20 protein-coding genes are annotated in these 23,316 nt (G+C 43.1%); 13 read left to right on the top strand and 7 right to left on the bottom strand.

The genetic code is table 11. The annotated features are described in order from the left end of the window. Nucleotides 1-59 precede the first annotated feature (59 nt). Both FPL17_RS09125 and FPL17_RS09120 read left to right on the top strand, forming a co-directional pair. A complete protein-coding gene (locus tag FPL17_RS09125; protein ID WP_228277600.1) occupies nt 60-1,199 on the top strand; it encodes a hypothetical protein in 1,140 nt (379 codons plus the stop codon). A gap of 25 nt (nt 1,200-1,224) precedes the next feature. After that, nucleotides 1,225-2,202: a hypothetical protein gene (locus tag FPL17_RS09120; RefSeq protein ID WP_159884648.1), complete on the top strand. Its 978-nt coding sequence runs from the start codon at nt 1,225-1,227 to the stop codon at nt 2,200-2,202. 93 nt (nt 2,203-2,295) lie between these two features. Here the strand turns inward: FPL17_RS09120 and FPL17_RS09115 are convergent, their stop codons facing one another. From FPL17_RS09115 to FPL17_RS09105, 3 genes are read right to left on the bottom strand one after another with little or no spacing between them, the layout of a single operon-like run. Beyond that, a complete protein-coding gene (locus FPL17_RS09115; RefSeq protein ID WP_159884646.1) occupies nt 2,296-3,768 on the bottom strand; it encodes an efflux transporter outer membrane subunit in 1,473 nt (490 codons plus the stop codon). Nucleotides 3,769-3,778: 10 nt separating this feature from the next. Then, nucleotides 3,779-6,958 (bottom strand): multidrug efflux RND transporter permease subunit AdeG, encoded by a 3,180-nt coding sequence (adeG, locus tag FPL17_RS09110; protein ID WP_159884644.1) that lies wholly within the window; start codon nt 6,956-6,958, stop codon nt 3,779-3,781. Between the two features lie 5 nt (nt 6,959-6,963). Continuing rightward, nucleotides 6,964-8,187, bottom strand: coding sequence for an efflux RND transporter periplasmic adaptor subunit (locus FPL17_RS09105; protein ID WP_159884641.1), 1,224 nt, complete (start codon nt 8,185-8,187; stop codon nt 6,964-6,966). Nucleotides 8,188-8,382: 195 nt separating this feature from the next. On the opposite strand from FPL17_RS09105, the gene FPL17_RS09100 reads away from it, so the two are divergent. Next, complete coding sequence (locus FPL17_RS09100; protein WP_005190617.1) at nt 8,383-9,414, top strand: LysR family transcriptional regulator; 1,032 nt, start codon at nt 8,383-8,385, stop codon at nt 9,412-9,414. A 52-nt stretch (nt 9,415-9,466) separates the two neighbouring features. Here FPL17_RS09100 and FPL17_RS09095 read toward each other — a convergent pair whose 3' ends face one another. Further along, nucleotides 9,467-9,991 (bottom strand): GNAT family N-acetyltransferase, encoded by a 525-nt coding sequence (locus FPL17_RS09095; protein ID WP_151714889.1) that lies wholly within the window; start codon nt 9,989-9,991, stop codon nt 9,467-9,469. Nucleotides 9,992-10,151: 160 nt separating this feature from the next. Here FPL17_RS09095 and FPL17_RS09090 point away from each other — a divergent pair, with 160 nt between their 5' ends. Continuing rightward, the gene (locus tag FPL17_RS09090; protein ID WP_159884639.1) at nt 10,152-11,498 is read left to right on the top strand and encodes a PQQ-dependent sugar dehydrogenase; all 1,347 of its coding nucleotides are present in this window, start codon (nt 10,152-10,154) and stop codon (nt 11,496-11,498) included. A 355-nt stretch (nt 11,499-11,853) separates the two neighbouring features. On the opposite strand, the gene FPL17_RS09085 is transcribed toward FPL17_RS09090, so the two are convergent. Beyond that, entirely contained in the window at nt 11,854-12,213 is a 360-nt protein-coding gene (locus FPL17_RS09085) for a hypothetical protein (RefSeq protein ID WP_005190609.1), read from the bottom strand. A 367-nt stretch (nt 12,214-12,580) separates the two neighbouring features. Continuing rightward, on the bottom strand, nt 12,581-12,973 hold the full coding sequence (locus tag FPL17_RS09080) for a DUF4440 domain-containing protein (protein WP_159884637.1): 393 nt from the start codon (nt 12,971-12,973) through the stop codon (nt 12,581-12,583). A 381-nt stretch (nt 12,974-13,354) separates the two neighbouring features. Between FPL17_RS09080 and FPL17_RS09075 the strand changes: the two genes are divergently transcribed. The 4 genes from FPL17_RS09075 (at nt 13,355) to FPL17_RS09060 (ending at nt 17,978) form a co-directional block, all read left to right on the top strand. Then, nucleotides 13,355-14,698, top strand: coding sequence for a spinster family MFS transporter (locus FPL17_RS09075; protein ID WP_159884635.1), 1,344 nt, complete (start codon nt 13,355-13,357; stop codon nt 14,696-14,698). An 88-nt stretch (nt 14,699-14,786) separates the two neighbouring features. Continuing rightward, on the top strand, nt 14,787-15,824 hold the full coding sequence (locus FPL17_RS09070; protein ID WP_159884633.1) for an AraC-like ligand-binding domain-containing protein: 1,038 nt from the start codon (nt 14,787-14,789) through the stop codon (nt 15,822-15,824). A 56-nt stretch (nt 15,825-15,880) separates the two neighbouring features. Next, the gene (locus FPL17_RS09065; RefSeq protein ID WP_159884631.1) at nt 15,881-16,987 is read left to right on the top strand and encodes an NAD/NADP-dependent octopine/nopaline dehydrogenase family protein; all 1,107 of its coding nucleotides are present in this window, start codon (nt 15,881-15,883) and stop codon (nt 16,985-16,987) included. A gap of 1 nt (nt 16,988) precedes the next feature. Then, entirely contained in the window at nt 16,989-17,978 is a 990-nt protein-coding gene (locus tag FPL17_RS09060; protein ID WP_159884629.1) for a 3-hydroxybutyryl-CoA dehydrogenase, read from the top strand. A 48-nt stretch (nt 17,979-18,026) separates the two neighbouring features. Here FPL17_RS09060 and FPL17_RS09055 read toward each other — a convergent pair whose 3' ends face one another. Continuing rightward, on the bottom strand, nt 18,027-18,494 hold the full coding sequence (locus FPL17_RS09055) for a MarR family winged helix-turn-helix transcriptional regulator (RefSeq protein WP_159884627.1): 468 nt from the start codon (nt 18,492-18,494) through the stop codon (nt 18,027-18,029). 148 nt (nt 18,495-18,642) lie between these two features. Between FPL17_RS09055 and FPL17_RS09050 the strand changes: the two genes are divergently transcribed. From FPL17_RS09050 to FPL17_RS09030, 5 genes are read left to right on the top strand one after another with little or no spacing between them, the layout of a single operon-like run. Beyond that, nucleotides 18,643-19,755, top strand: coding sequence for an amidase (locus tag FPL17_RS09050; protein ID WP_159884625.1), 1,113 nt, complete (start codon nt 18,643-18,645; stop codon nt 19,753-19,755). Nucleotides 19,756-19,773: 18 nt separating this feature from the next. After that, nucleotides 19,774-20,940, top strand: coding sequence for an acyl-CoA dehydrogenase family protein (locus FPL17_RS09045; RefSeq protein ID WP_159884623.1), 1,167 nt, complete (start codon nt 19,774-19,776; stop codon nt 20,938-20,940). Nucleotides 20,941-20,981: 41 nt separating this feature from the next. Next, on the top strand, nt 20,982-21,509 hold the full coding sequence (locus tag FPL17_RS09040) for a nuclear transport factor 2 family protein (RefSeq protein ID WP_159884621.1): 528 nt from the start codon (nt 20,982-20,984) through the stop codon (nt 21,507-21,509). Nucleotides 21,510-21,540: 31 nt separating this feature from the next. After that, nucleotides 21,541-22,818 (top strand): aromatic ring-hydroxylating oxygenase subunit alpha, encoded by a 1,278-nt coding sequence (locus FPL17_RS09035; RefSeq protein ID WP_159884619.1) that lies wholly within the window; start codon nt 21,541-21,543, stop codon nt 22,816-22,818. Between the two features lie 10 nt (nt 22,819-22,828). Beyond that, nucleotides 22,829-23,314 (top strand): aromatic-ring-hydroxylating dioxygenase subunit beta, encoded by a 486-nt coding sequence (locus FPL17_RS09030; RefSeq protein WP_159884617.1) that lies wholly within the window; start codon nt 22,829-22,831, stop codon nt 23,312-23,314. Nucleotides 23,315-23,316: the final 2 nt, after the last annotated feature.

Here is a 23,316-nt window from a genome sequence, read left to right as displayed (position 1 = left end):
TCAATAGACTCAAATATTTTTAAACCAGATTCCAATACAAAACAAGATGGGAAAAAACTATGACGCAGATATCATCTGTAACTTTCAACGCAGCATGTGCTATCTCAGATGATATGGTATATGTATCGAGCTCATTGGATAAATTTGATGATAATCAGCAATTTAGTCGATTGTTTATGTACGATTATACTGAAGATAATGGGCAAGGATGGTATTATCATGATGTTAATTTTATTGTAGTGGATGTATGTTTCTATAATGTTGAAAATAATAAAAAGTTAGTTGCATTAAGTGATGAAGGTGAGATTGAGGAGTTTGATGGTGAAAATAGTAAATTTAAACATATAGATGGCGCTGGTTTAAATCAAGAGTGGAGTAACGATCGTGGTTATCTCTCTAAAATAAAATTTCAAAATAGCAAGTTATTTGCTTGTGGATATGATGGTCAGGTTTATGTTAATGATTTTAAGTGGTCTGACATCTCAAGTGGTTTAAATATTAATGATAATCAGGCGTTAAATTTTGATTCGCTTGATCGTGAAGATGATATTTCTGTTATTGATATATGTGAGGTGGATAGTAATTATTTCTGTGTAGGTGGTATTGGAGATAATGGGCTAATTGCTAATTATGATGGTAATCAATGGAATATATTGAAAAAAGTTACACCTGCTACACTATATTCAATTCTTTTGAAAAAAGATGGTAAATTAATTGTATGCGGAACATATGGGAATTTAATAGAAATTAATGATAATACTGATTTTGTTCGGAAAACAAACTTAGGTATAAAAGATGATTTCTATTCTTTAACTGAATTTAATGGAGTGGTTTATATCGGTTCAGCATGTGGTCTATATAAATTTTATGAAAATGAAATTACAAAAGTTAATGTTCATGAGGAAGTTGATAGTAATCTTGTATTTAAAGTAGATTGTACTGAAAATATTTTATGGATTTTTACGAATAAACTTGTGGGCAGATATGATGGGGTTTCTTGGAAGATTCTTGATCATCCTGATAATAAAGAATACCAGAAAATATCTTTAACTGTCAGTGCTAATGAAAAATGTCCTAAGTCAGGATACTGGTATACGGTTGCGAAACCTAATTCAAGAGATTATTTTAGACAAGGTGATTCTTTTCCTCAGTTAGTCACTGATTGGGGCGAAGTATATTGGCAATTCGATGGTGAGTAATGGTTATATTTATTAGATCAAATATATGAAAAATCCTATTACATTTACTTCAGGATGCGCTATTAGTGCCCATAGATTCTGTTTATCAGCAAATATTGATGAATTGGATACATGGGATTGCTTTAGTAAAACAATAATTTATAAACATTTAGAACAGCAAAACTGGTCATGTTTGGATTTGGAAGGATGGAAAGTTATTTCAGTTGCTTACCAAAGTAGAGAGGGTGAGCCTTCCATTATATCGCTTGATCAAGAGGGGGATGTTGGGATATTTCAACAAAATAATAATGAACATCAAGAGATTAGATATAAATTAGAGGAAAAAATTTATGGGAAATTTAATCATGTCCGTGTAATTAATGGTGATCTTTATGCTTGTGGAGATGGAAGTCAAGTTTATAAGAATAACCAGAATGAATGGAAATCTATTGGAATGGGATTGGAAGAAGACCCTATTGAATTGAAAAATCAAGATTTATCCTTTTTAAAATATGAAAATGACTTAGCTTTTAATAAATGTTTCTATGATATAAATGGATTTAATAACAATGCTTTATATGTATGTGGGACACAAAAAGAAGATGGGTTTATGGCCTTCTTTAATGGTAATAATTGGATAGAGATTAATCGAATTGCGACATCGGCATTGTATGGGATTACGTTATGTCCAGATGGGAAAAATATTTTAATTACTGGGCAAGATGGTACACTTCTGAAAGGGAATATAGATGATGGATTTAAAAGTCTAAAAAATAGAAGTATAAATTCGACTTTTTATAATGCAGCTTTTTATCAAGATGTTATATATATAGCTTCAGAACAAGGGTTATACAGATATAAGAATTCAGAATATTCCATCGTTTCTGAATTGAGTGATGTACAAGGTGTCATTTCTGTTGAGGAAAAAGATGGGATTCTGTGGGTACTTAGCTATAAGTACTTGATTCGGTTTGATGGAAAAACATGGGATAGAATCAGTCATCCTGACAATGATGAAAGATAATAAATGAACAAGATTTAATTTTAAGTTTAAAAAAGCCCCATACATGATGAGGCTTTAATTGATTGCACTAACTAAGTCTATTTTAAATCTACTTTATTGCCTTACCAACTCCACTTGCCCAGTATGCCAACCACCACCTAAAGCACGAATCAGATCCACACTGGCAATCATCCGACTACCATGAAGCTGTGCAGCCAATTGCTCTTGTTGCAAGATACTTCGGTCAGAATCAATCACATCCAGATAACTAATGCTGCCTTCACGATAACGCAAATGTGAAAGCTGATTAGCATGTCGGGATGAAGCCAGTGCTTGGCTCTGAGCCTGTATTTGCTGATCCAGAATACGCTGATCAGACAGACCATTTTCAACTTCACGAAAAGCATTCAGTACCGTTTGCCGATAATTGGCGACACTTTGCTCGTAGCCTGCACGCGCTTGAGCGATACCCGCCTTACGTTGCCCACCGTCAAATAACGGTAAAGACAAAATTGTGCCTGCAACGGGGCCGAGTAAAAAGGTCCGACTAGACCATTTGCCTAAATCGCCTAAACTTGCAGATTCGTAACCCAACGCACCAGTGAGATCAAGTTTTGGAAAAAAGGCAGCACGTGCAATACCGATGCGTGCATTATCGGCGGCCATAGCGCGTTCGGCGGCAGCGATATCAGGACGACGTTCCAGCAAGGTCGAAGGTAAACCCGCAGGCAGGCGAATTGCCGTAGCAGATAAGGGTTGAATCGCTAAGCTAAATTCAGCAGGGGGTTTACCGAGTAATACTGCCAGTGCATGTTCGGTATTGGCACGATTCCGTGTAATGTTGAGTGCATTTGTCTGGGCAGTTGAGAGTTCGGTTTGTGCGCGAAAAACATCCAGATCACTGACAAGGCCATTGCGATAACGTGCTTGAATCAAATTTTGATTCTCAGTTAGTAACTTAATGTTTTGCGTATAGATGGCTTGTTCAGCATCGAATTGACGAATCAGAAAGTACGCCTGCGCTACATCTGCTTGTAGTGCTAACAGTGCAGAATGATACAAGGCTTCCTGTTGCTGTACATCTGCGGTTGCTGCATTGATACTGCTGGCAACCCGTCCAAATAGATCCAGTTCATAGGAGACATTGGCTTGTGCTCGCCACAGTGTACGTGCCGATGTGGATGCATCCGAATCAAGCCCTAAAGAAGCAGGTGAGGGCTTTTGACGGGTTGGCCCAAAACCTGCACCAATACTAGGTAAACGTTCAGCTTGTGCAGCAGACCTTAAGGCACGAGAAGCCTGAATATTGGCTGCTGCTGCTTTTAGATTCTGGTTCCCTGCAATTGCCTGTTGTTCTAGATCATCCAGTTGTGGATCATTAAAAATACGCCACCATTCACCGCGAGACTGCGCATCTGCAGGTTGCGCGATGGTCCAGTTGGGATCGTTCAACTTAGCATCAGCTTCCTTGAATTGCAGTGGAATAACCACCTTGGCAGGCTGATATTCCGGTGCCAATGAGCAGCCTGCAAGCAGCAGGCTTCCCATCAGTGAGGAGAGTATCCAGTGTGGTTTTAATCCTGTCATGGCCTGCTCCTTAATGATCGTGTGAACTGTGCAGTGGTGCTTCATGCACAGCTGCCGAATGCAGTTTATGTTTGCTGTTCAGGGTACGAATCAATACATAAAAGGCAGGTGTCAGGAACAAACCAAAGAAGGTCACTCCGATCATGCCAAAGAACACCGCAACGCCCATGGCATGACGCATTTCAGCACCCGCACCAGTTGATGTGACCAGTGGAACCACACCCATAATGAAGGCGATTGAAGTCATCAGAATCGGACGCAAACGTAAACGGCTGGCTTCAACCGCAGCATTGAATGCGGTCGCTCCTTGCATTTCCAGTTCTCGGGCAAATTCCACGATCAAGATGGCATTCTTACAGGCCAGCCCGACCAACACCATTAAGCCGATTTGGGTAAAGATATTGTTATCACCGCCTGTGAGCCAAACCCCAGTTAGTGCAGCTAAAATACCCATTGGGACAATCAGAATCACAGCCAATGGCAAGGTCAGGCTTTCATATTGCGCCGCCAAGACTAAGAACACTAACAACACACTGATTGGGAATACCCACAATCCAGCATTACCTGCCAAGATCTTCTGATAGGTCAGATCGGTCCATTCAAATTTCACCCCACGTGGCAAGGTTTCAGCGGCAATGCGCTCAACCGCAGCTTCGGCTTGGCTGGATGAATAACCCGGTGCAGGTCCACCGTTAATATCGGCTGCGGTATAACCGTTATAGCGCACCACCATTTCTGGGCCATAGGTTTGAGTCACATTGACCAGTGAAGACAGCGGTACCATTTGCCCTGCATTGTTACGGGTTTTAAGCTGTAAAATATCTTCAGGATTGGCACGGAACGGCGCATCGGCTTGAGCACGCACCTGATAGACACGACCAAAGCGGTTAAAGTCATTCACGTATTGTGAACCGAGATAAATCTGCATGGTATTAAATACATCGGTCACGGCAACGCCTTGTTGCTTGGCTTTGACCCGATCCAGATCAACATTCAATTGCGGCACATTGATTTGATAACTGGAGAACATGGGCCCCAATTCAGGTGCAGATTGTGCCGCCTTCATAAAGGATTGCGCTGCGTTATTTAACTCGGCATAGCCTAAAGCACCACGATCTTCGAGCTGCAGTTTAAAGCCGCCCATGGTGCCGAGACCCATTACGGGTGGTGGCGGAAATACTGCAATATATGCATCTTGAATCGCGGCGTATTTCTGATTCAAAGCACCAGCAATAGCATTGGCTGAAAGATCGGCTGCTTTACGTTCAGAAAATGGTTTTAAGGTCACAAACACAATCCCTGCGCTGGAGCTGTTAGTAAAGCCATTAATCGATAAACCAGGGAAGGCCACTGCACTTTCTACGCCGGGTTGTTTCAGTGCCGCATCGCTCATTTTACGAATCACGGTTTCGGTTCGATCCAGTGAGGCACCATTCGGTAATTGGGCAAAGCTAATCAGATATTGCTTATCTTGCGCAGGGACAAAGCCACCCGGAACAATATAAGAAATCCCGATGGTCAGGCCAAGCAGGGCTGCATAAACACCCATCGCTGAGGCTTTATGGGAAATCACCCGACTAACACCACGACCATACTGATCAGAGGCACGTGAGAATACGCGGTTAAACAAGGCAAAGAAGCGTCCGAAAATACGGTTCATCACGCGGGTTAGGAAGTCAGGTTTGGCATCATGACTTTTTAGCAGCATGGCTGCCAAAGCAGGTGACAGGGTAAGTGAGTTGAATGCCGAAATCACGGTGGAGATGGCAATGGTCATGGCAAATTGCTTATAGAATTGCCCTGTTAATCCTGTCATAAAGGCCAGAGGAACGAACACGGCAACCAGAGTTAACGCGATGGCGATAATGGGGCCACTGACTTCGCGCATGGCACGATAGGTGGCATCCCTTGGACTGAGTCCTGCTTCAATATTCCGCTCGACATTCTCCACCACCACGATGGCATCATCGACCACGATCCCGATGGCGAGCACCATCCCGAACAGTGACAGGGCATTGATGGAATAACCAAAGGCCAGCATCAAGGCGAAGGTACCAATGATGGAAACAGGTACTGCCAGTAACGGAATGATTGAGGCACGCCATGTTTGTAAGAACAGGATCACCACCACAACCACCAGTGCAATCGCTTCAAGCAGGGTATGAATCACCGCTTTGATACTTGAGCGTACGAATTGGGTTGGGTCGTAAACAATGTCGTATTTAATTGAGGCTGGAAAATCTTTGGACAGTTCCGCCATGGTGCTACGCACTTGATCCGAGACCTGTAAGGCATTGGCACCTGGCGCTTGGAAAATTGGAATCGCCACCGCCTGTTTATTGTCCAGTAATGAACGTAAACCATATTGCGAAGCGGCCAGTTCAACACGTGCCACATCACCGAGTCGCGTTACTGCACCATCCGTAGCCGTTTTTAAAATAATATCGGCAAATTCCTGTTCGGTACTTAAACGCCCTTGTGCATTCACCGAGAGTTGTAAAGGTGAATTATTGGGCGCTGCACCAATAGTTCCTGCGGCAACTTGAATATTCTGTTCACGAATTGCATTGACGATTTCAGTGGCGGTGAGATTGCGTTGCGCCACTTTTTGTGGGTCTAACCATACGCGCATGGCGTAATCACCCGAACCAAACAGACCGACTTCACCTACACCCTGTAGGCGCGCCAGACGATCTTTGACATTGAGTACCGCATAGTTACGCAAGTAGGTCATGTCATAGCGATTATCTGGTGAGGTGAGATGCACCACCATGGTTAAGGTTGGCGAGCTTTTTAACGTGGTCACACCAAGACGTTGTACATCTTCTGGCAAACGTGGAAGTGCTTGTGAAACCCGATTCTGTACCAGTTGCTGCGCTTTATCTGGGTCAATCCCAAGCTTGAAATTGACAGTAATGGTTAGGTTACCATCGCTGTTGGCCTGAGACTGCATATACAGCATGTTCTCTACGCCGTTGATGGATTCCTCCAACGGAGAAGCAACCGTTTCAGCAATCACTTTAGGGTTGGCACCCGGATATTGGGCACGCACTACGACAGAGGGTGGCACCACTTCTGGATATTCAGAAATGGGCAGTTGGAAAAGGGAGAGTAGGCCCGCCAGTAGAATCAGAACGGACAGTACCCCAGCAAAGATCGGGCGATCAATAAAAAATTTAGAAATATTCATGAGGATTAACCTTTTGCCGAAGTTGGGGTTTTTTCTGTAGGCTGAGGTTGTTGTGCTGTGTTATCGGCAATGGTTTGAGGATTCGGCATAGCAACGAGTTGAGGTTTGACAGGATCACCCGGACGGATACGTTGTAAACCATTCACTACGATGCGGTCACCGACTTGCAGACCACTATTGATGATTTGTAGGCCGTCTTGTTGCGCGCCGAGTTTTACTTCACGGTATGCAGTTTGATTTTTCGCATCGACCACCACCACAAAGCGTTTGTCCTGATCGACACCAATCGCAGTTGGGCTAATCAGAATGGCTGAGCGAGGTTGTCCACCGCCCAGACGAATGCGGGCATACAGTCCAGGAAGCATCACACCTTTAGGATTATCGAAGGTGGCACGAACACGAATGGTGCCTGATGTGGTATTTAAATTATTGTCGATCGAACTGATATAACCTTCACGGCTAAAACCAGATTCATTGGCAAGACCAAGATAAACGGGGACTTGGGCTGAATTACGTTGATTGCTGATGTATTTTAAATAAGTCTGTTCATCCACATCGAAAGATGCATACAGACGTGACACCGAAACCAAACTGGTGAGGACTTGTGCGCCATTGCCTGCGGAAACCACATTTCCAACCGTGACTTCGGCACGAGAAATACGTCCACTGACAGGTGCGGTAATACGGGTATATTCCAGATTTAAACGAGCGGTTTCGACTGCGGCTTTGGCAGCCTGCAAATTGGCATTGGCGGAGCGTGCTTCATTTTCTGCTTGATCAAGTTCTTGATGGGCAATCGCATTACTTTGGATTAAGCGCTGGTTACGGCCTAGGTTAGCTGAAGAGTACGTCACTTGTGCTTCAGCAGATGCCAGTTGAGCTTTGGCACGATTTAGTTCTGCTTCAAAAGGCCTTGGGTCAATGGTGAACAGTAAGTCGCCTTTGTTAACTAAACTGCCATCTTTAAAATGCACGGCAATCAGTTTGCCTGAGACTTGTGGACGAACATCAACTTGATCGATGGCTTCGAGACGTCCCGAATATTCTTGCCAGTCGGTAATGGTTTTACTGAGTACATTCGCAACATCTACGGTTGCCGCTGGTGGTGCACTTGATGTTGGGGGGGCTTTCGCATCTGCATTTTCTTGGAAGAGAATAAAACTGCCACTGCTTGCTAAAATGGCAATAATGACAGCAGACAGCGTCAGCTGTTTGCGAGAAAGTGACATGGGATGCTCCTGGTTATTTGAATCCCTGTTTTCAGACTTTTTGTTTTCGTCTGTAGGGGAGAAACAGGTTTATGGAATGAAAGGAGCATAAAAGTTTGTCAATTACGAATAAATATACTAAATTTGATAACACTATTCGTATTTTTATAACAATTGATGTGTGAAACTTGAAAATACATCAATGGGAGTGGGCCAGTGGATCTATTTCATGCAATGAAAGTCTTTAATAAAGTGGTTGAAACTAATAGCTTTAGTTTGGCTGCCGATAGTCTGGGACTACCACGTGCTTCTGTGACCACGACCATTCAAGGATTAGAAAAACATTTACAAGTTCGTTTATTGAATCGAACCACACGTAAGCTCAGCCTAACACCAGATGGTGCTGTGTATTATGACCGAACATTAAGAATTCTGGCCGATGTTGAAGATATAGAGGCATCCTTCCATGATGAGGAACGAGGACCGCGGGGACGGTTGCGTATTGATGTACCTGTCTCGATTGGTCGCTTGATTCTAATTCCACGATTGAGAGAGTTTCATCATCGTTATCCTGATATTGATCTGGTGATTGGCTTGAATGATCGCCCAGTCGATTTGGTGGGTGAAGCTGTAGACTGTGCAATTCGGGTGGGAGAGCTACAAGATTCCAGTTTAATCGCACGCCGTATCGGTACATTTCAGTGCGCAACAGCAGCATCAGCGTGCTATTTGGAAAAATATGGCGAACCTAAGACATTACATGATCTGCAAAAAAACCATCAGGCTATTCATTTCTTTTCCAGCCGTACAGGGCGCAATTTTGACTGGGATTTTGTGGTCGATGACCTGATCCAAAGTGTCAGTGTCAATGGGCATGTTTCTGTCAATGATGGTGATGCCTATATTGATTTGGCTTTACAAGGTTTTGGCCTGATCCAAGGTCCACGCTATATGCTGACCAATCATTTTGAAGCGGGAACTCTAAAAGAAGTCTTACCACAATGGACACCTGCACCGATGCCAATTTCGGTGGTGTATTTGCAAAGTCGGCATTTATCCCACAAAGTTAGAGTCTTTGTTGATTGGGTGGCGGAGTTGTTTGCAGGCTGTCCACTACTTGGGGGGAGTGTGCTACCGTTGGATCAGAAATGTGAATTTGCATGCGATCAGAAAACCAATCATGAATATACCATTCGCACTTTGGTGGAGCAGCATAATATTGCTGAAGCACGCGCGTTGAAGACTTAAGTGAATGACAAGCGTCGATAAATAGATATCTCTATGATCGACGCTTAAGAAATTACAATTCACATAGCAGATGGATATCTTCAGGCTCTAATTGCCATAGCTGTTGGTCTGGATGATCAAGTAGCTTAGCACCATGTTTCATATAAAAATCGACGGTTCTTTTGCTCGGTGTCGCTGAAATATAGAGATATTTAGCTCCGAGCTTACGTGCAGAAGTTATTGCAGTTTGCATTAACTTTGCACCGATTCCTTGACCTTGATGGTCTGCATCGACATAAAAATAATGCAAAAGTTTAGCGTCTGGATAATCATGAATCAATTGATTGGATACGACCGATACGCCAAGTAATTTCCCCTTAGAGCTGAAAGCTCCAATCATTTCAGCCTTGTGCTGATAAAGCTGTTTTAGTTTTGGGGGATCATATTGTAGATGGTAATCGTCCCATTGCTGTACGTCATAGAAGCAGTCTTCTAATTGCAAAGACTGTCTTATGTAGTTTTGTGTGATCAGCTCACGTCGACTAATCTGTTGCCAGATCAGATCAATTTCTGAATATTGCAGTGGTCTTAAAATAATATTGATACAGTTTTCCTTTATGGGGGCAATAGGCGCGTGAGCAGGGCTATTTTAAAGCGATTGATTTACATGAGAGACAATCTGTTAAGCAAATCAACTATTTCTCAATCATACATCGGATTATCCTTGTGCTAGTGATAAAAATAAAAGGAGATCCATCATGCTGGCTCGGTTTATCCACTCTATTTTAGCTTCAAGTGTTGTTTTGACTTTTTCAGGGTGTACTGCATCATCTCAGGAGCCAACCATGGCCGGTTATGGCTCACAACCCGTATTGCCTAAACCACAGTCAAGTGTATTGCCAACAATTAATATAGCACCTGCCAAAGGCTGGCCGAAAGGTATGATGCCTACGCCAGCAGAAGGTTTAAAAGTTCAGCCCTTTGCACAGGGGCTTGATCATCCAAGGTGGCTCTATGTATTACCAAATGGTGATGTGTTGGTTGCTGAAACAGATGCACCGCCTAAGCCCGATGATAGTAGAGGGATTCGTGGAAAAATCGCGAAGAAGGTAATGCAACGTGCGGGTTCTTCATTTCCTAGCGCGAACCGTATCCGTTTGCTACGTGATACCAATGGTGATGGTATTGCCGATAAAAATACGGTTTTTCTTGAAAACTTAAATTCGCCGTTTGGTATGGCTTTGGTTGGCAATATGTTCTATGTAGCCAATACCGATGCCTTGATACGGTTTCCTTATCAGGATGGTGCAACAAAGATTATGACATCAGGTACCAAGGTGCTGGATTTACCCGCAGGGAAACTCAATCATCATTGGACAAAGAATGTGATTGCGAATCCAGCGGGTACCAAACTATATATCTCGGTTGGATCGAACAGCAATGTGGCTGAAAATGGGTTGGACAAGGAAGTTGGTCGAGCACAGATTTTAGAGTTTGATATTGCCACTGGCAAAGCAAGACCATTTGCAACAGGGCTGCGTAATCCGAATGGAATGGGATGGCAGCCGCAGGGTGGTCAGTTATGGACCGTGGTGAATGAGCGTGATGAACTGGGCAATGATTTAGTTCCTGATTATATGACCTCGGTTAAAGATGGTGCATTTTATGGTTGGCCCTATAGCTATTATGGTCAGCACGTCGATACTCGGGTAAAACCACAAAATCCAGAGATGGTGGCTCGTGCACGTAAACCTGATTATGCTTTGGGAAATCATACTGCATCTTTAGGGTTGGCCTTTTATGCGACGGAATTAATGCCACAATATCGCGGTGGGGCATTTATTGGTCAGCATGGCTCATGGAATCGTAAACCGCATAGTGGTTATAAAGTAATTTTTGTCCCGTTTAGAAGTGGTCAGCCGTATGGACAACCACAAGATGTATTGACTGGCTTCTTAAATGACAAAGGTGAGGCATATGGAAGACCAGTCGGCGTTGCGATTGATTTTTCTGGTGCACTTTTAGTGGCTGATGATGTGGGTGATGTGATTTGGCGTGTATCACCTATCGCTCAAACGACCTATGAAACACCAATGCGAGAGTAAAATGGCAACTCAACAACTTGAATTATTTTTTCTTTTGAACCTGATCACAGCAAAGCTTAGATAGACCGTTATGTATTGTTTTTGTGATTAATTAATCATTAATTAATATTATTGTGATATAAATAACATATTCGCGATAAGCTTCTCTGTGGAATGTCTATATCGTAATCTCATTCTCTTCCCCAAGAGTTTGAGATTTTTTTCGTTTGAAAAATATAGATCAACTATCTTTAGACATAAAATTGATGCAGAAAACTGCAGATAGGGGTTACTAAGCAGGGGATTAAAACGGGAAGTATTTGGAGAACTGATTTTAAAAAATCTGTCCCCCAATTGATTTGGAATAAATGAGGTCTTATTTCTTTTGTTTAAAACGATATTTGCACTTTAAGCAACGGTAATCCTGAAAAATATTCTTATCGACCATCACACCCGCTTTTTTTCCAAAAATATTACCAATAACGCCACCCGTAACACCTGCACTGATTGCACCGACAAAAGTGCCTACCGTACCACCGACAATCACACCTAAAGGTCCAGCAACCGTACCAATTGCTGCACCGATGGATGCACCACCTGCAGCACCACCGACTGTACCTGCAGTCGTACCTGCGGCCGTTAGTAATACACCGCCCGTAGTTCTCAATAATTTGTCATGATTACGTGCTTCAATTTCAGTCGAACCACATTTAGGGCATTCGATAGGTTTTTCCATAAAACGATTTATCCTGTATTTCTTTATTGAGTCGCCCAGTCGATTTTGCTCAATCAAGTGAGTGAGTCAATATCATACTTTGGAAGAAGCTATATTTCCGATGAGAGAAATCAGCGACATAACTTTTTCAGTTCTGATTTTAGCGAAACAAGGGCATAAGTATTTATGGTTCATGTAAATACTTGTACTTTAATAATTATCCAGATATCGAAGTCAGGGTATCAGGGCAGAGTAGCATTTGCTGCGTACCTGATTCATTGGTTTTAAGCTAAGCGTTAAATCTGAGGGAGAGAATTGTTAAAGTCGATTTTGGATCTGTTTGGTATGTAAAAACTCTTGTTTTTACAAGAATTTTTACATGATTTATTTAGGCTAAAAATGTTTCTTGCAAATAGCTCCAGACCATTTTTCCGTTAATTTCTTCAATTAAAGCGCATGAGCGTCGAATCAAAATACCCGTGTCTTTGGTATGCTTTTCGGTATAGGTCAGAACAATTGCATCTTGTTTTTGCATTAAGACTTGCTCGTCATAGATTTCAATTTTGATATCAGGCATTTTCCCTTGATTGTTGCTAAATAAGCCTTTGACATCTTCAAGTGAAAACCGTTTTCCCGCCGCACCAACCATTTCAAAATGATCAGCAAAATAATCAATCAGCAGGGGAAGGTCTTGTTCAGCATGTTTTCCATTAAAAATTTTTTCAATCAAGACGTGCATACTATGAATGCTTTCGATTGCTTGTTCTTTGATAAGTGCCATATTCATTTCCATTGAAAATTGAGTATCTCACTTTATTTTAAACCAAAAATAAATGTAAAATTCAATATAGTTTTAAAATAAAATAAGCATCAGTATTTTTCACGATTCAGGAAACTTTGATGCAATATTTTAAAAAGTTTATCATATCAAATATTTAAATCATAAAAGTGAGTCTTTAATCATTTATCCAAACGTTTAAGTCGCGAAGATCGCAAAAAAGGTATAACTTTATACCTGAAATATTGTGGAAAATTCCATGTAAAAATAATAAATATAGAGAAGGATGATTTACCTTATTGAGGACTGAGCAGAAACGGATTCTGGTCATATTGTCTCCAATAAGAAGACGCATTAGAAAAATGGCATGGACAAGGAAGCAAAATGGATACGCAATCTACTGAGCCGAAACAAGCTCAATCAAATCTCTATGCATGGTATGTGGTATTACTGTGCATGTTGGCTTATATCTTCTCATTTATTGATCGGCAAATACTGGCGCTGATGATCGAGCCCATTAAGGCTGATCTAGGAATTTCAGATACTCAATTCAGTTTATTACACGGTTTAGCCTTTTCTCTGTTTTATGCTTTTATGGGTCTACCCTTGGCATATTTAGCTGATCGTTTCTCCCGTCCAAAAATTATTGCCATCGGGGTGGTGTTCTGGAGTATTGCAACGGCATTTTGTGGTCTAAGTAAAAACTTTATTCAACTGTTTTTGAGTCGTATGGGCGTTGGTGTGGGCGAAGCTGCTTTGTCACCTGCTGCTTATTCGATGTTTAGTGATATGTTTAGTAAAGATAAGCTTGGGCGCGCTGTGGCGGTGTATTCGATAGGTTCCTTCGTTGGTGGCGGTATTGCCTTTCTGGTGGGGGGGTATGTGATTGGTTTACTGAAAAATATGGATACCATCATGGTTCCAGTTTTTGGTGCACTCAAGGCATGGCAAGCTGCATTTATTATTGTTGGTCTACCTGGGGTATTTATCGGTTTACTGGTTTTATTGACGGTAAGAGAGCCGCAGCGTAAAGGCCAACGTTTAAATGCACAGGGGCAGGTTGAAAAGACCAGCATGAAAGATGCGTTTAAGTTTATCAAAAAGCATGGCCGTACTTTTAAATGTCATTATTTAGGCTTTACCTTCTACGCGATGGCGCTGTATTGCCTGATCAGTTGGTCCCCCGCATTTTATATGCGTAAGTTTGGTTTAACGCCGACTGAAGCGGGTTATATGCTGGGCAGTGTGCTATTGGTTGCCAATATTCTAGGCGTATTCTGTGCGGGTTGGTTGAATGACTGGTTTATTCAGAAGGGCCGTAAGGATGCCCCGATGATTACGGGCGTGATTGGTATTGTCGGTTTAATTATCCCGATGATGGTGTTTACGCAAGTGAATGAGTTGTGGTTGTCGGTGGTGTTTTTGGTGCCTGCGATGTTCTTTGCTTCCTTCCCGATGCCGATCTCAACCACCGCTATGCAAATGCTGGCGCCGAATCAGTTACGTGCACAGATTTCAGCAGTTTTCTTGTTGATTAGTAATCTGGTTGCGGTCGGGATTGGGACCACATTGGTGGCATTGATTACCGATAAAATCTTTGAAAATCCATTGATGGTCGGGATGTCACTGTCGATTGTCGGGACGATCTCTTGTGTACTAGCCTTCATTTTATTGAAAAAAGGCTGTCAGGCATTTAGTGACAGTATGCAACAGGAGCATGCTTCTTGATCTGACCAAAGTGCAAGCGTTAAGAGCCCATTCTTTTGCAATGGGCTTTGTGCTTTGCCCGTGACATTCATAACAAGGGAGTGAAGTGATGCAAGCGACGTTTAAACTGGATCATTTGCATTATCTGGATGAATTTTTATTATTTCAGTCCAATGATTACCAGACCATTAAAGATCAAATCAGTTATTATCTCTGCCCGCATCGTTTTGATGTTGAAGCCCAAGAGCCGCTTAACACGCGCTTAAATGGTTTTAGTTTTGGCAATGGCGCGCTGTACGATCTGAAATATAGTGCGCCAGTCATGATTAACATTGAGGATAGTGCTGACTTCTATTTATTTAGAATCACGTTGGAAGGACAATGTGAGCTCAAATTTGATCGGCAGCAGATCCTGCAATCTGCAGGAATCATGTCGGTCACCCATCCGCATACCCGACAGCAGATCATCACCAATCAGCATTGCCGTAATATTATTTTAAAATTGGCGCAACAGGATATCGAAACTCAATTATTCAACATGTTGGGATGTTGTAGCCAAGAACCGTTACGCTTTAATTCTTCATTATCCTGTAGTTTGGAAGGGATCGATGCGATTATTGAAACGCTGAATTATCTGTGTCATGCCTATTATAATATTCGCAACTGGAGCTTTATTTCAGCCAGTTTTAGCCAGTATTTGATTGAGCTCATTTTGCTGAAAATTCCGAATAACTATACCGAACGGTTGAATGCACAGCGTCAGCAGCTTGTACCAGGCTATATCAAAAAAGCGCAGCAGTATATTCAGGACAATCTGCATCAAGCGATTTCGCTAGCGACGTTGAGTCAATATTGTGAGGTATCGATCCGAAGCCTACAAAAGGGCTTTAGCCAATATCTCCAGCAGACACCCGTCGAATATATCCGTGAGCAACGTCTGGAACGGGTACATTCCGCTTTACAGCAAGCACCATCACATGAAACTGTGACCGATATTTTACTGGATCATGGCATTCAAAGTTTTGGGCATTTTTCCAGCCTATATAAAAAACGTTATGGCTGCTTGCCTTCGCATACTTTAAAAAAGATGCCGTGCCAGTTCATCAAATGCGTGCGTAAATGGAATAACGCTTGCGTATTTGGATAAGCCACAGGTCGTGCTCTCTTTTATGCTGAATTGAAAATCAATCAGCAGGAAAGCAAATGAAAATTACAGTACTCGGTGGGGGACACGGATGTTATGCCGCAGCAGCAGAGATGGCAGAAAAAGGTCATGAGGTCGTGCTATGGCGCCGTGACCATGAGGCTTTGCAACAGCTGGCAGCAACCGGTGAACTCAAGATTAAAGATTATCAGGGCGATCGTAGTGTCACAGTCGGTTTTGAGCGGAGTCAGATTAATCTGTCGGATGATTTACAACATGCCATCCAGCATGCCGAGCTGATTATTATTCCTTTGCCCGCAACCACACATCTGGATTTAGCGCAGCAGACCGCGCCGTTCTTTCAAACGGGACAGGTGGTGTATTTACCGCCTGCAACTTTTGGTAGTTTTATCTTTGCCAAAGCCATGCGTGAAGCAGGTAACACTGCTCAAGTGGCCTTTGCCGAAACTGGAACCTTACCGTATCTGGTACGTAAGCACGGCGTCAATCAGATCGTGGTGAGTGGCTATGCGACCCGTCTACCAACGGGGGTATTGCCAAGCAGCTTGTCCGAGCATGCATTCCAAATTTTGAAACAGGCGTATCCAAGTATTGAGCCAATTGAAGACAGTTTGAGTGGTGCATTAATGAATGCGGGACCGATTATTCATCCACCGTTGATTTTGATGAACGCAGGGCCACTGGAACATTTTGAGGCTTGGGATATTCATCATGAAGGGACACAACCGTCGATTCGCCGTGTCACTAATCAGCTTGACGCAGAGCGTATGCGCGTACGGGAAGCACTCGGTTATGCTGCTCCGCATTTTCCACTAGCAGACCACTATAATAAAGATGGTGAAGGAGATGAATGGATGTATGGCCGTGGGGCACATGGCAAATTAACCGATAGTGGTGACTGGCGTGAGGACATCGACTTACAGACACATCGTTATATGCTGGAAGATACGCGTCTAGGATTATCCTTTCTGGTTTCGGTCGGGCGTTGGGCGGGTGTCGCGACACCTGTGGCAGAAGGGCTACTGAATATTGCTTCTGCGGTGACAGGAAAGGATTTGTATCAGGAAGGGCGGACTTTTGAGAACCTAGGGCTTGCCGATAAAAGCAAGGCTGAGTTGCAAGTGACTTTGCAGCAAGGAGTCTAAGATGAATCCAATTCAACAAGTTGCGGTACTTGGCGCTGGGCGAATGGGCAAAGCCATTGCAATTGCCTTTGCTTATGCTGGACTAAAAGTGGCCTTAATTGATGCGAGACAACGCACTGAGACTGAGTTTGATCAATATCAGGCTCAGGTCCAAACCGACTTAAAACAAGAATTGCAGTTGCTGGAAAGTATCCAGTTTATTCAATCTGAACAAACTCTATTTATTCTGGATCAGATTAAGATTTTAAGTCGTGAAGCTTCAATACCAGTCTTAGCCCACTGTGATCTGGTTATGGAAGGCGTACCCGAGGTCAGGCAAGCCAAAGAAGATATTTTTACTTGGCTGGATCAACATATTACACCGACTTGTATTGTTGCATCGACCACTTCAACCTTTCTGGTCACTGATATTGCGCACATGATTTCTCATCCAGAACGGGTGGTGAATGCGCATTGGCTCAATCCTGCCTATCTGATTCCGCTGGTTGAGTTAAGTCGTTCTGAGCAAACCTCAGATGAGGCAGTAAATACCTTGAAAAGCTTCTTGCAGGCAATTGGCAAAGTACCTGTGGTGTGTCATGCCAAAGCGGGCTATATCGTGCCACGGATTCAGGCATTGGCCATGAACGAAGCGGCACGGATGGTGGAAGAAGGTGTGGCCTCGGCAGAAGATATTGATATCGCGATTCGGACTGGGTTTGGTTTACGTTTTTCGGTGTTGGGCTTGCTGGAATTTATTGACTGGGGTGGTGGCGATATTTTGTATTACGCTTCACAATATTTACAAAAGGAGCTAGGCGAACGTTATCGAACACCTGAAATTATTGCCGAGAATATGCGACAGCAACGCAATGGCTTACGCGAGCAGCAGGGTTTTTATAATTATCAGCAGATCGATATTCCTGCTTATAAACAACGGGTTTTGCAGACATTTTCAGATCGGATTGCCGCAAATCAGCTTAAACCACCCTTTAATATTCTAAATCAGTGATCCGAATTTTAGCCCATCTGCTGATAATGATGGGCTTTTGTCGTTGCTTTAGCTTGAGGGCATTAAATCAAACAGCTTTTTTAATTGATCATTCAACTGATGCAGTTCAGCATCATCAAAGGCATTCAGAATCCCAGATAGGGTGACCTGACTGATCTGGTTAATTTGTTCAACCATTTCTTTACCTTTATCGGTCAGTTTCACCATGGAGATACGTTCATCCGATTCGGATGAAAACACCTGCACAATATCATCTTCAACCAAGCGATAAACGGCTTTGGTTGCCGTGGTCAGCTTGAGAGTAGAGAGGTTGGCAATCTCGGTAATACTGGCTTGTTCAAGCGCATTGGTGCTTAAAATAATTTTACGACGTGTATTGTCGATACCTAGTTTTTTAATTGATTTTTCAATAAGTTGTGTGTATTTACCATTCACTTGAGAGATCCAGAAAAAAGGATAGCTCTGTAAGCTGCTCGGTTCATTGTTGGGTAGAAATTGTTCTAAATGAGTAAGCATAGCCAAGTCATTACTTTTATAAAAATGGACATTCAGCATTATACAAAAATTAGAAACATTTTCTTTGTTCTTAATCATGAAAAATACTTGACAATTACATTACTTTTTCCGATATTTGTATTAAGTATAAAAATACATGGAAAAGTGAATGAATATTATTGTACAAGAGGTACAAAAAGGAGCAGGTGCTTTGAAAGTCATGGTGAAAGATTCCATTGATATTCAAGGTATGCAGACCATGGCAGGGAGCAAAGCCTTAATGCACAGCCAACCTGCAACTACAAACGCAGAAGTGGTAAACCGTATTCTCGCAGCGGATTGCAAAATTACGGCAAAGACCAATCTGCATGAACTGGCTTTTGGGATCACAGGCATTAACCATACCTTTGGTACAGCCATAAATCCGAAATATCCAGAGCTTATCCCAGGTGGTTCTTCGAGTGGTTCTGCGGCTGCCGTTGCAGTTGGTCTGGCAGATTTCACCTTAGGAACCGATACCGGTGGTTCGATTCGTATGCCTGCTGCATGTTGTGGGGTCTACGGTCTAAAACCAAGCTTTGGTCGTGTCAGCCGTGCTGGGGTACATCCAGCAACAAGTTCATTGGATTGTGTTGGTCCTTTTGCAAATTCAGTCGAGATGATTGAAACCGCAATGCAGATTATTGATCCTACGTTCCATCAATCTACTGAATTGACTCAGGCACCGAAACTGGCGTGGCTCAATGTCGTTGCTGATTCAGTCGTCATTGAGACGATCCAGCAATATCTGAACCAAGCCAACCTGACAACATCCACCGTGACTTTGAAAGGCTTTGAAGCTGCTTTTGATGCAGGTATGCAGATCATCAATTATGAAAACTGGCAGGCCTATGGTGAGTTGACTGAAACAGGTTTACTCGGTGCTGACGTCAATGGACGTTTATTGAAAGCAGCCGACACCACCTTGGCACAGGTCGCACAGGCTGAACAGGTAAAAGCCGATTTTACCGCCGAGCTTGATGCCTTACTGACTCAATACGATGCCTTGATTTTACCGACTTTACCGCAGCTGCCGCCTAAGGTCGCTGATGCTGAAAATACCGTGGCTTTTTTAAATCTTACTGGTCTGGTTCGACCATTTAATCTTTCTGGGCATCCTGCGATTTCAGTACCACTGGAAACTGAACAAGGTCTGCCAGTGGGTTTGCAAATTGTGGCGAAACGGAATACGGATGAATATTTGTGTGCGATTGCGAAATATATCGTGAAAGCTGCGCAATAAATGACAAGGAATTAGGGAATGAATTATTTAGCGACAAAGGAATTTGTAATGGACAGCTATACAACGCAATTAGATGCCTTATGTCAGGAAATTCGTGAACGTGCCTGCACAGGGGAGTTCGATAATCAGGCCTATGTCAGTCAGGACATCATAGATAAACTAAAACAGATTGGCGTTTACCGTGCTTTGGTTCCAAAACGTTTTGGTGGCAATGAATGGTCTCCAAAACAGTTTTGTGAATTGATCGAACAATTGTCAAAGGCCGATGGCTCAGTTGGTTGGGTCGCAAGTTTTGGTATGAGTCCTGCCTATTTGGGCAGTTTGCCAGAAGCAACGCTTGAGCAGTTGTATAAAGATAGCCCTGACATTGTGTTTGCAGGTGGTATTTTTCCACCACAACCCGCTGAAATTACCGATGCAGGTGTGGTGGTGAGTGGGCGCTGGAAATTTTCTAGTGGCTGTATGGGCGCGGATATTGTCGGGGTCGGGATTTCTCCACAAAAGGACAATGAAGCACAAGGTTTGCCGCGTATGGCGGTGATGCCAGCCAACAAAGCTCAAATTGATATGACGTGGGACACGGTCGGTCTAAAAGGTACAGGCAGCCACGATTTGGTGGTAAAAGATGTGCTGGTTGAGAAGGAATGGACTTTTGTCCGTGGTGAACCTTCAAAACTACCTGAGCCATTTTTTAAATATCCATCTTTATCTTTAGCCACTCAAGTCTTAACCGTGGTAGGGATTGGTGTTGCTGCCGCAGCGATCGAAGAATTTCAAAAACTGGCACCGGGCAAGTCTTCAATTACTGGTGGTGCGGAAATTGCCAGCCGACCTGTAACCCAATATGAATTTGCCCAAGTCGAAGCAGAGTTTAAGGCTGCACGTGTGTGGTTCTACGACACCATGCAGATTGTCTGGAATGAAGTGGTTGCAGGGCGTACGCCAACTGCAGAACAAATCAGTGACATGCGTTTGTCCTGTACCCATGTGGCCCGTGTCTGTGCCCGTGTCACGCGCAAAATCCAGATGCTGGCAGGGATGACAGCCATTTATACCCACAACCCATTTAGCCGCTTTGTGAATGATACCAATGTGGTGACCCAGCATGCCTTTATGGGTGATGCCACTTTGCAAAATGCAGGTTTGGTCAGCTTTGGCATGAAACCAGCACCCGGTTATTTATAAGTCTGATTGGATTAAAAATTGGAATGGCAAGGATGAGTGACATGAATGCGCAAATGGATTTAACGGTTTTATTACAACGCCTGCAACAGCTCGAAGCCCAAAATGCGATCCGTAACTGTATCAATCTTTATATGGAAATTTGTGATGCCTTGAATGCCGATACTGACCTGAATGAATTAATGGATTTATTTGATCAGGATAGCATTTGGGAAGGGATTGGCGAGAAATATGCTCAGTCTTTTGGTCGCTATGCGTCTTGGCAAGCCATTTATGACATGTTCAAAAGCTATACCCAAAAGCAGTCGCATTTTGTCATGAATGCGCATTTTGTTAGCTCAGAGCAAATTTATATCGAAGCAGATCAGGCCAATGCCAGCTGGTTGATGTTGCAAACCTCAACCTTTCGTGATGGTCGTAGCCATTTAAATGCTGCCAAACTTACCGTGCAATTTAAACAGCAAAGCGATGGTCGCTGGAAGATCAAACATTTTCAGACTGAAAACATTTTTAGTCGCCCTGTATCTCACTGGGACAGTACAGCCACATTGCCAGTACCGTCTCAGCAATAAACTGATGGATAGATCGAAAAGGATAGTTGATATGAACAGTATTATTCCAATGCATAACATTGAAATGGATTACAACGAGTTAGTTCAAAGTGATCGTGCCCACACATCTTTATATAAAGATGAACGCATCTTTGAAGAAGAGATGGAAAAGATTTATTACAGCACTTGGGTATGGGTGGCACATGCCAGCGAGATTCCTGATGCAGGCAGTTATAAGACCATCAATATTGGCAAGCAACCTGTTGTGGTGGTGCGTGACCGTAAGAAAAAAGTGCATGTTCTGCTGAACCGTTGTCGTCATCGTGCCGCAACCGTGTGCGAACATAAAAAAGGTAAAACCAACAGTTTTGTTTGTCCATATCATGGCTGGAGTTATGCACTTGATGGTTCATTACGCGGCGTACCTTCACCTGAAAGCTATGGTGAATGTCTAGATAAATCTGAATTTCCATTAATCAGCCTGCGTGTTGAAGAATACAACGGCATGATTTTCGCGACCTTTAAACAGGATATTGAACCTTTAGAAGATTTCCTCGGTGCTGCGAAAAAGTGGATCGACTTATTCATGAAACAAGGCGCAGGTTATCCGATCAAGGTCTTGGGTGAACATCGTTTCCGTTTTCCGGGTAACTGGAAAATCCAGCTGGAAAATACCACCGATGCTTACCACTTCCCATTGGTACACAAGTCATTCTTAAGTTCAGTCGATGAAAAAACCGAAGAGCTGTTTAACTTTGAAAATCAACCGGGCTATGTCGAAGACTTAGGCAATGGTCACAGTGTGATGGTGATGATTCCTGAACTGGTTGATCTGGATGAAGAATTGATGGAACGTCCGATTCAGGAACGTTTTGAAGACTTGGCTCAAGCCTTGCGTGATGAAGGACATGAAGAACTGGAAGTACGCCGTATTGTGCGTGCGGTGGGTGGTTCTGGATTTAACTTGAACATCTTCCCGAATATTGCCTGCTCAATGGCGTTCTTCCGTGTCATGCAACCGATTTCGGTTAATGAAACTGAAATTCATCATTCCGTCATTACCATGGATGGTGGTCCACAAATTGCCAACCAGTATCGTTTACGTCTGCACGAACATTTCCAAGGTCCATTTGGCTTCGGTACGCCAGATGATTCGGAAGCGTGGGAGCGTGTACAGCATGGTGCCAATGCAGGCAATGACCTGTGGATCATGCTGAATCGTGGCCTGCCAGGCGAAGTTAAAACTGAAGATGGCTTAAAGAGTGATGTCAGTGCTGAAACAGGGATGCGCGCTGCCTATCAGCAGTGGAAAAAGATGATGACGGCTTAAGGAGAGTGCTATGAAAACCGATTTAAATTTACTCAATGAAGTGACTGCATTTGTCTGGGCAGAAGCCGATATGCTGGATCATTCTGAGCATGATAGCTGGCTGGATCTCTGGAATGAAAAAGGCGTGTACATCATCCCGATCGATCCGAAATTGACCGATTATGAAAATAATTTGAACTATGCCTATGACGATCATCATATGCGTAAGTTACGGGTACAGCGTCTGGAAAATGGTGAGGCGATTTCAACTGCACCCAAAGCCAATACAGTGCGTAGTGTTTCGCGTATCCGCATCGTCAAAGATCAAGAGGGTGAAATCATTTTACGTTGCGCACAAAACTTGCGTGAGTTCCGCAAAGAAAATCTGAAACATTATACCGCTGACGTGACTTTCCATCTGGTTCGTGATGCAGAACAAGGGTTTAAGATTAACCGCAAAATTATCAATTTAGTTAACTCAACCGATACCTTGGCGGGTATCAGCTACATTCTCTAGGA

Origin of the sequence: Acinetobacter dispersus, from assembly GCF_009884975.1 — a bacterium.
Taxonomy (GTDB): Bacteria; Pseudomonadota; Gammaproteobacteria; order Pseudomonadales; family Moraxellaceae; genus Acinetobacter; species Acinetobacter dispersus.
Note: the sequence above shows the minus strand (reverse complement) of the source record. Positions and strands in the feature narration are given on the sequence as shown.

Excerpts from the sequence above, each read along its gene's own strand:
- FPL17_RS09075 (WP_159884635.1), top strand. The coding sequence starts at position 13,355 with ATGGATACGCAATCTACTGAGCCGAAACAAGCTCAATCAAATCTCTAT.
- FPL17_RS09035 (WP_159884619.1), top strand. The coding sequence starts at position 21,541 with ATGAACAGTATTATTCCAATGCATAACATTGAAATGGATTACAACGAG.
- FPL17_RS09070 (WP_159884633.1), top strand. The coding sequence starts at position 14,787 with ATGCAAGCGACGTTTAAACTGGATCATTTGCATTATCTGGATGAATTT.
- FPL17_RS09085 (WP_005190609.1), bottom strand. The coding sequence starts at position 12,213 with ATGGAAAAACCTATCGAATGCCCTAAATGTGGTTCGACTGAAATTGAA.
- FPL17_RS09060 (WP_159884629.1), top strand. The coding sequence starts at position 16,989 with ATGAATCCAATTCAACAAGTTGCGGTACTTGGCGCTGGGCGAATGGGC.
- FPL17_RS09080 (WP_159884637.1), bottom strand. The coding sequence starts at position 12,973 with ATGGCACTTATCAAAGAACAAGCAATCGAAAGCATTCATAGTATGCAC.
- FPL17_RS09050 (WP_159884625.1), top strand. The coding sequence starts at position 18,643 with ATGAATATTATTGTACAAGAGGTACAAAAAGGAGCAGGTGCTTTGAAA.
- FPL17_RS09115 (WP_159884646.1), bottom strand. The coding sequence starts at position 3,768 with ATGACAGGATTAAAACCACACTGGATACTCTCCTCACTGATGGGAAGC.
- adeG (WP_159884644.1), bottom strand. The coding sequence starts at position 6,958 with ATGAATATTTCTAAATTTTTTATTGATCGCCCGATCTTTGCTGGGGTA.
- FPL17_RS09120 (WP_159884648.1), top strand. The coding sequence starts at position 1,225 with ATGAAAAATCCTATTACATTTACTTCAGGATGCGCTATTAGTGCCCAT.
- FPL17_RS09105 (WP_159884641.1), bottom strand. The coding sequence starts at position 8,187 with ATGTCACTTTCTCGCAAACAGCTGACGCTGTCTGCTGTCATTATTGCC.
- FPL17_RS09055 (WP_159884627.1), bottom strand. The coding sequence starts at position 18,494 with ATGCTTACTCATTTAGAACAATTTCTACCCAACAATGAACCGAGCAGC.
- FPL17_RS09030 (WP_159884617.1), top strand. The coding sequence starts at position 22,829 with ATGAAAACCGATTTAAATTTACTCAATGAAGTGACTGCATTTGTCTGG.
- FPL17_RS09040 (WP_159884621.1), top strand. The coding sequence starts at position 20,982 with ATGAATGCGCAAATGGATTTAACGGTTTTATTACAACGCCTGCAACAG.
- FPL17_RS09090 (WP_159884639.1), top strand. The coding sequence starts at position 10,152 with ATGCTGGCTCGGTTTATCCACTCTATTTTAGCTTCAAGTGTTGTTTTG.
- FPL17_RS09045 (WP_159884623.1), top strand. The coding sequence starts at position 19,774 with ATGAATTATTTAGCGACAAAGGAATTTGTAATGGACAGCTATACAACG.
- FPL17_RS09125 (WP_228277600.1), top strand. The coding sequence starts at position 60 with ATGACGCAGATATCATCTGTAACTTTCAACGCAGCATGTGCTATCTCA.
- FPL17_RS09065 (WP_159884631.1), top strand. The coding sequence starts at position 15,881 with ATGAAAATTACAGTACTCGGTGGGGGACACGGATGTTATGCCGCAGCA.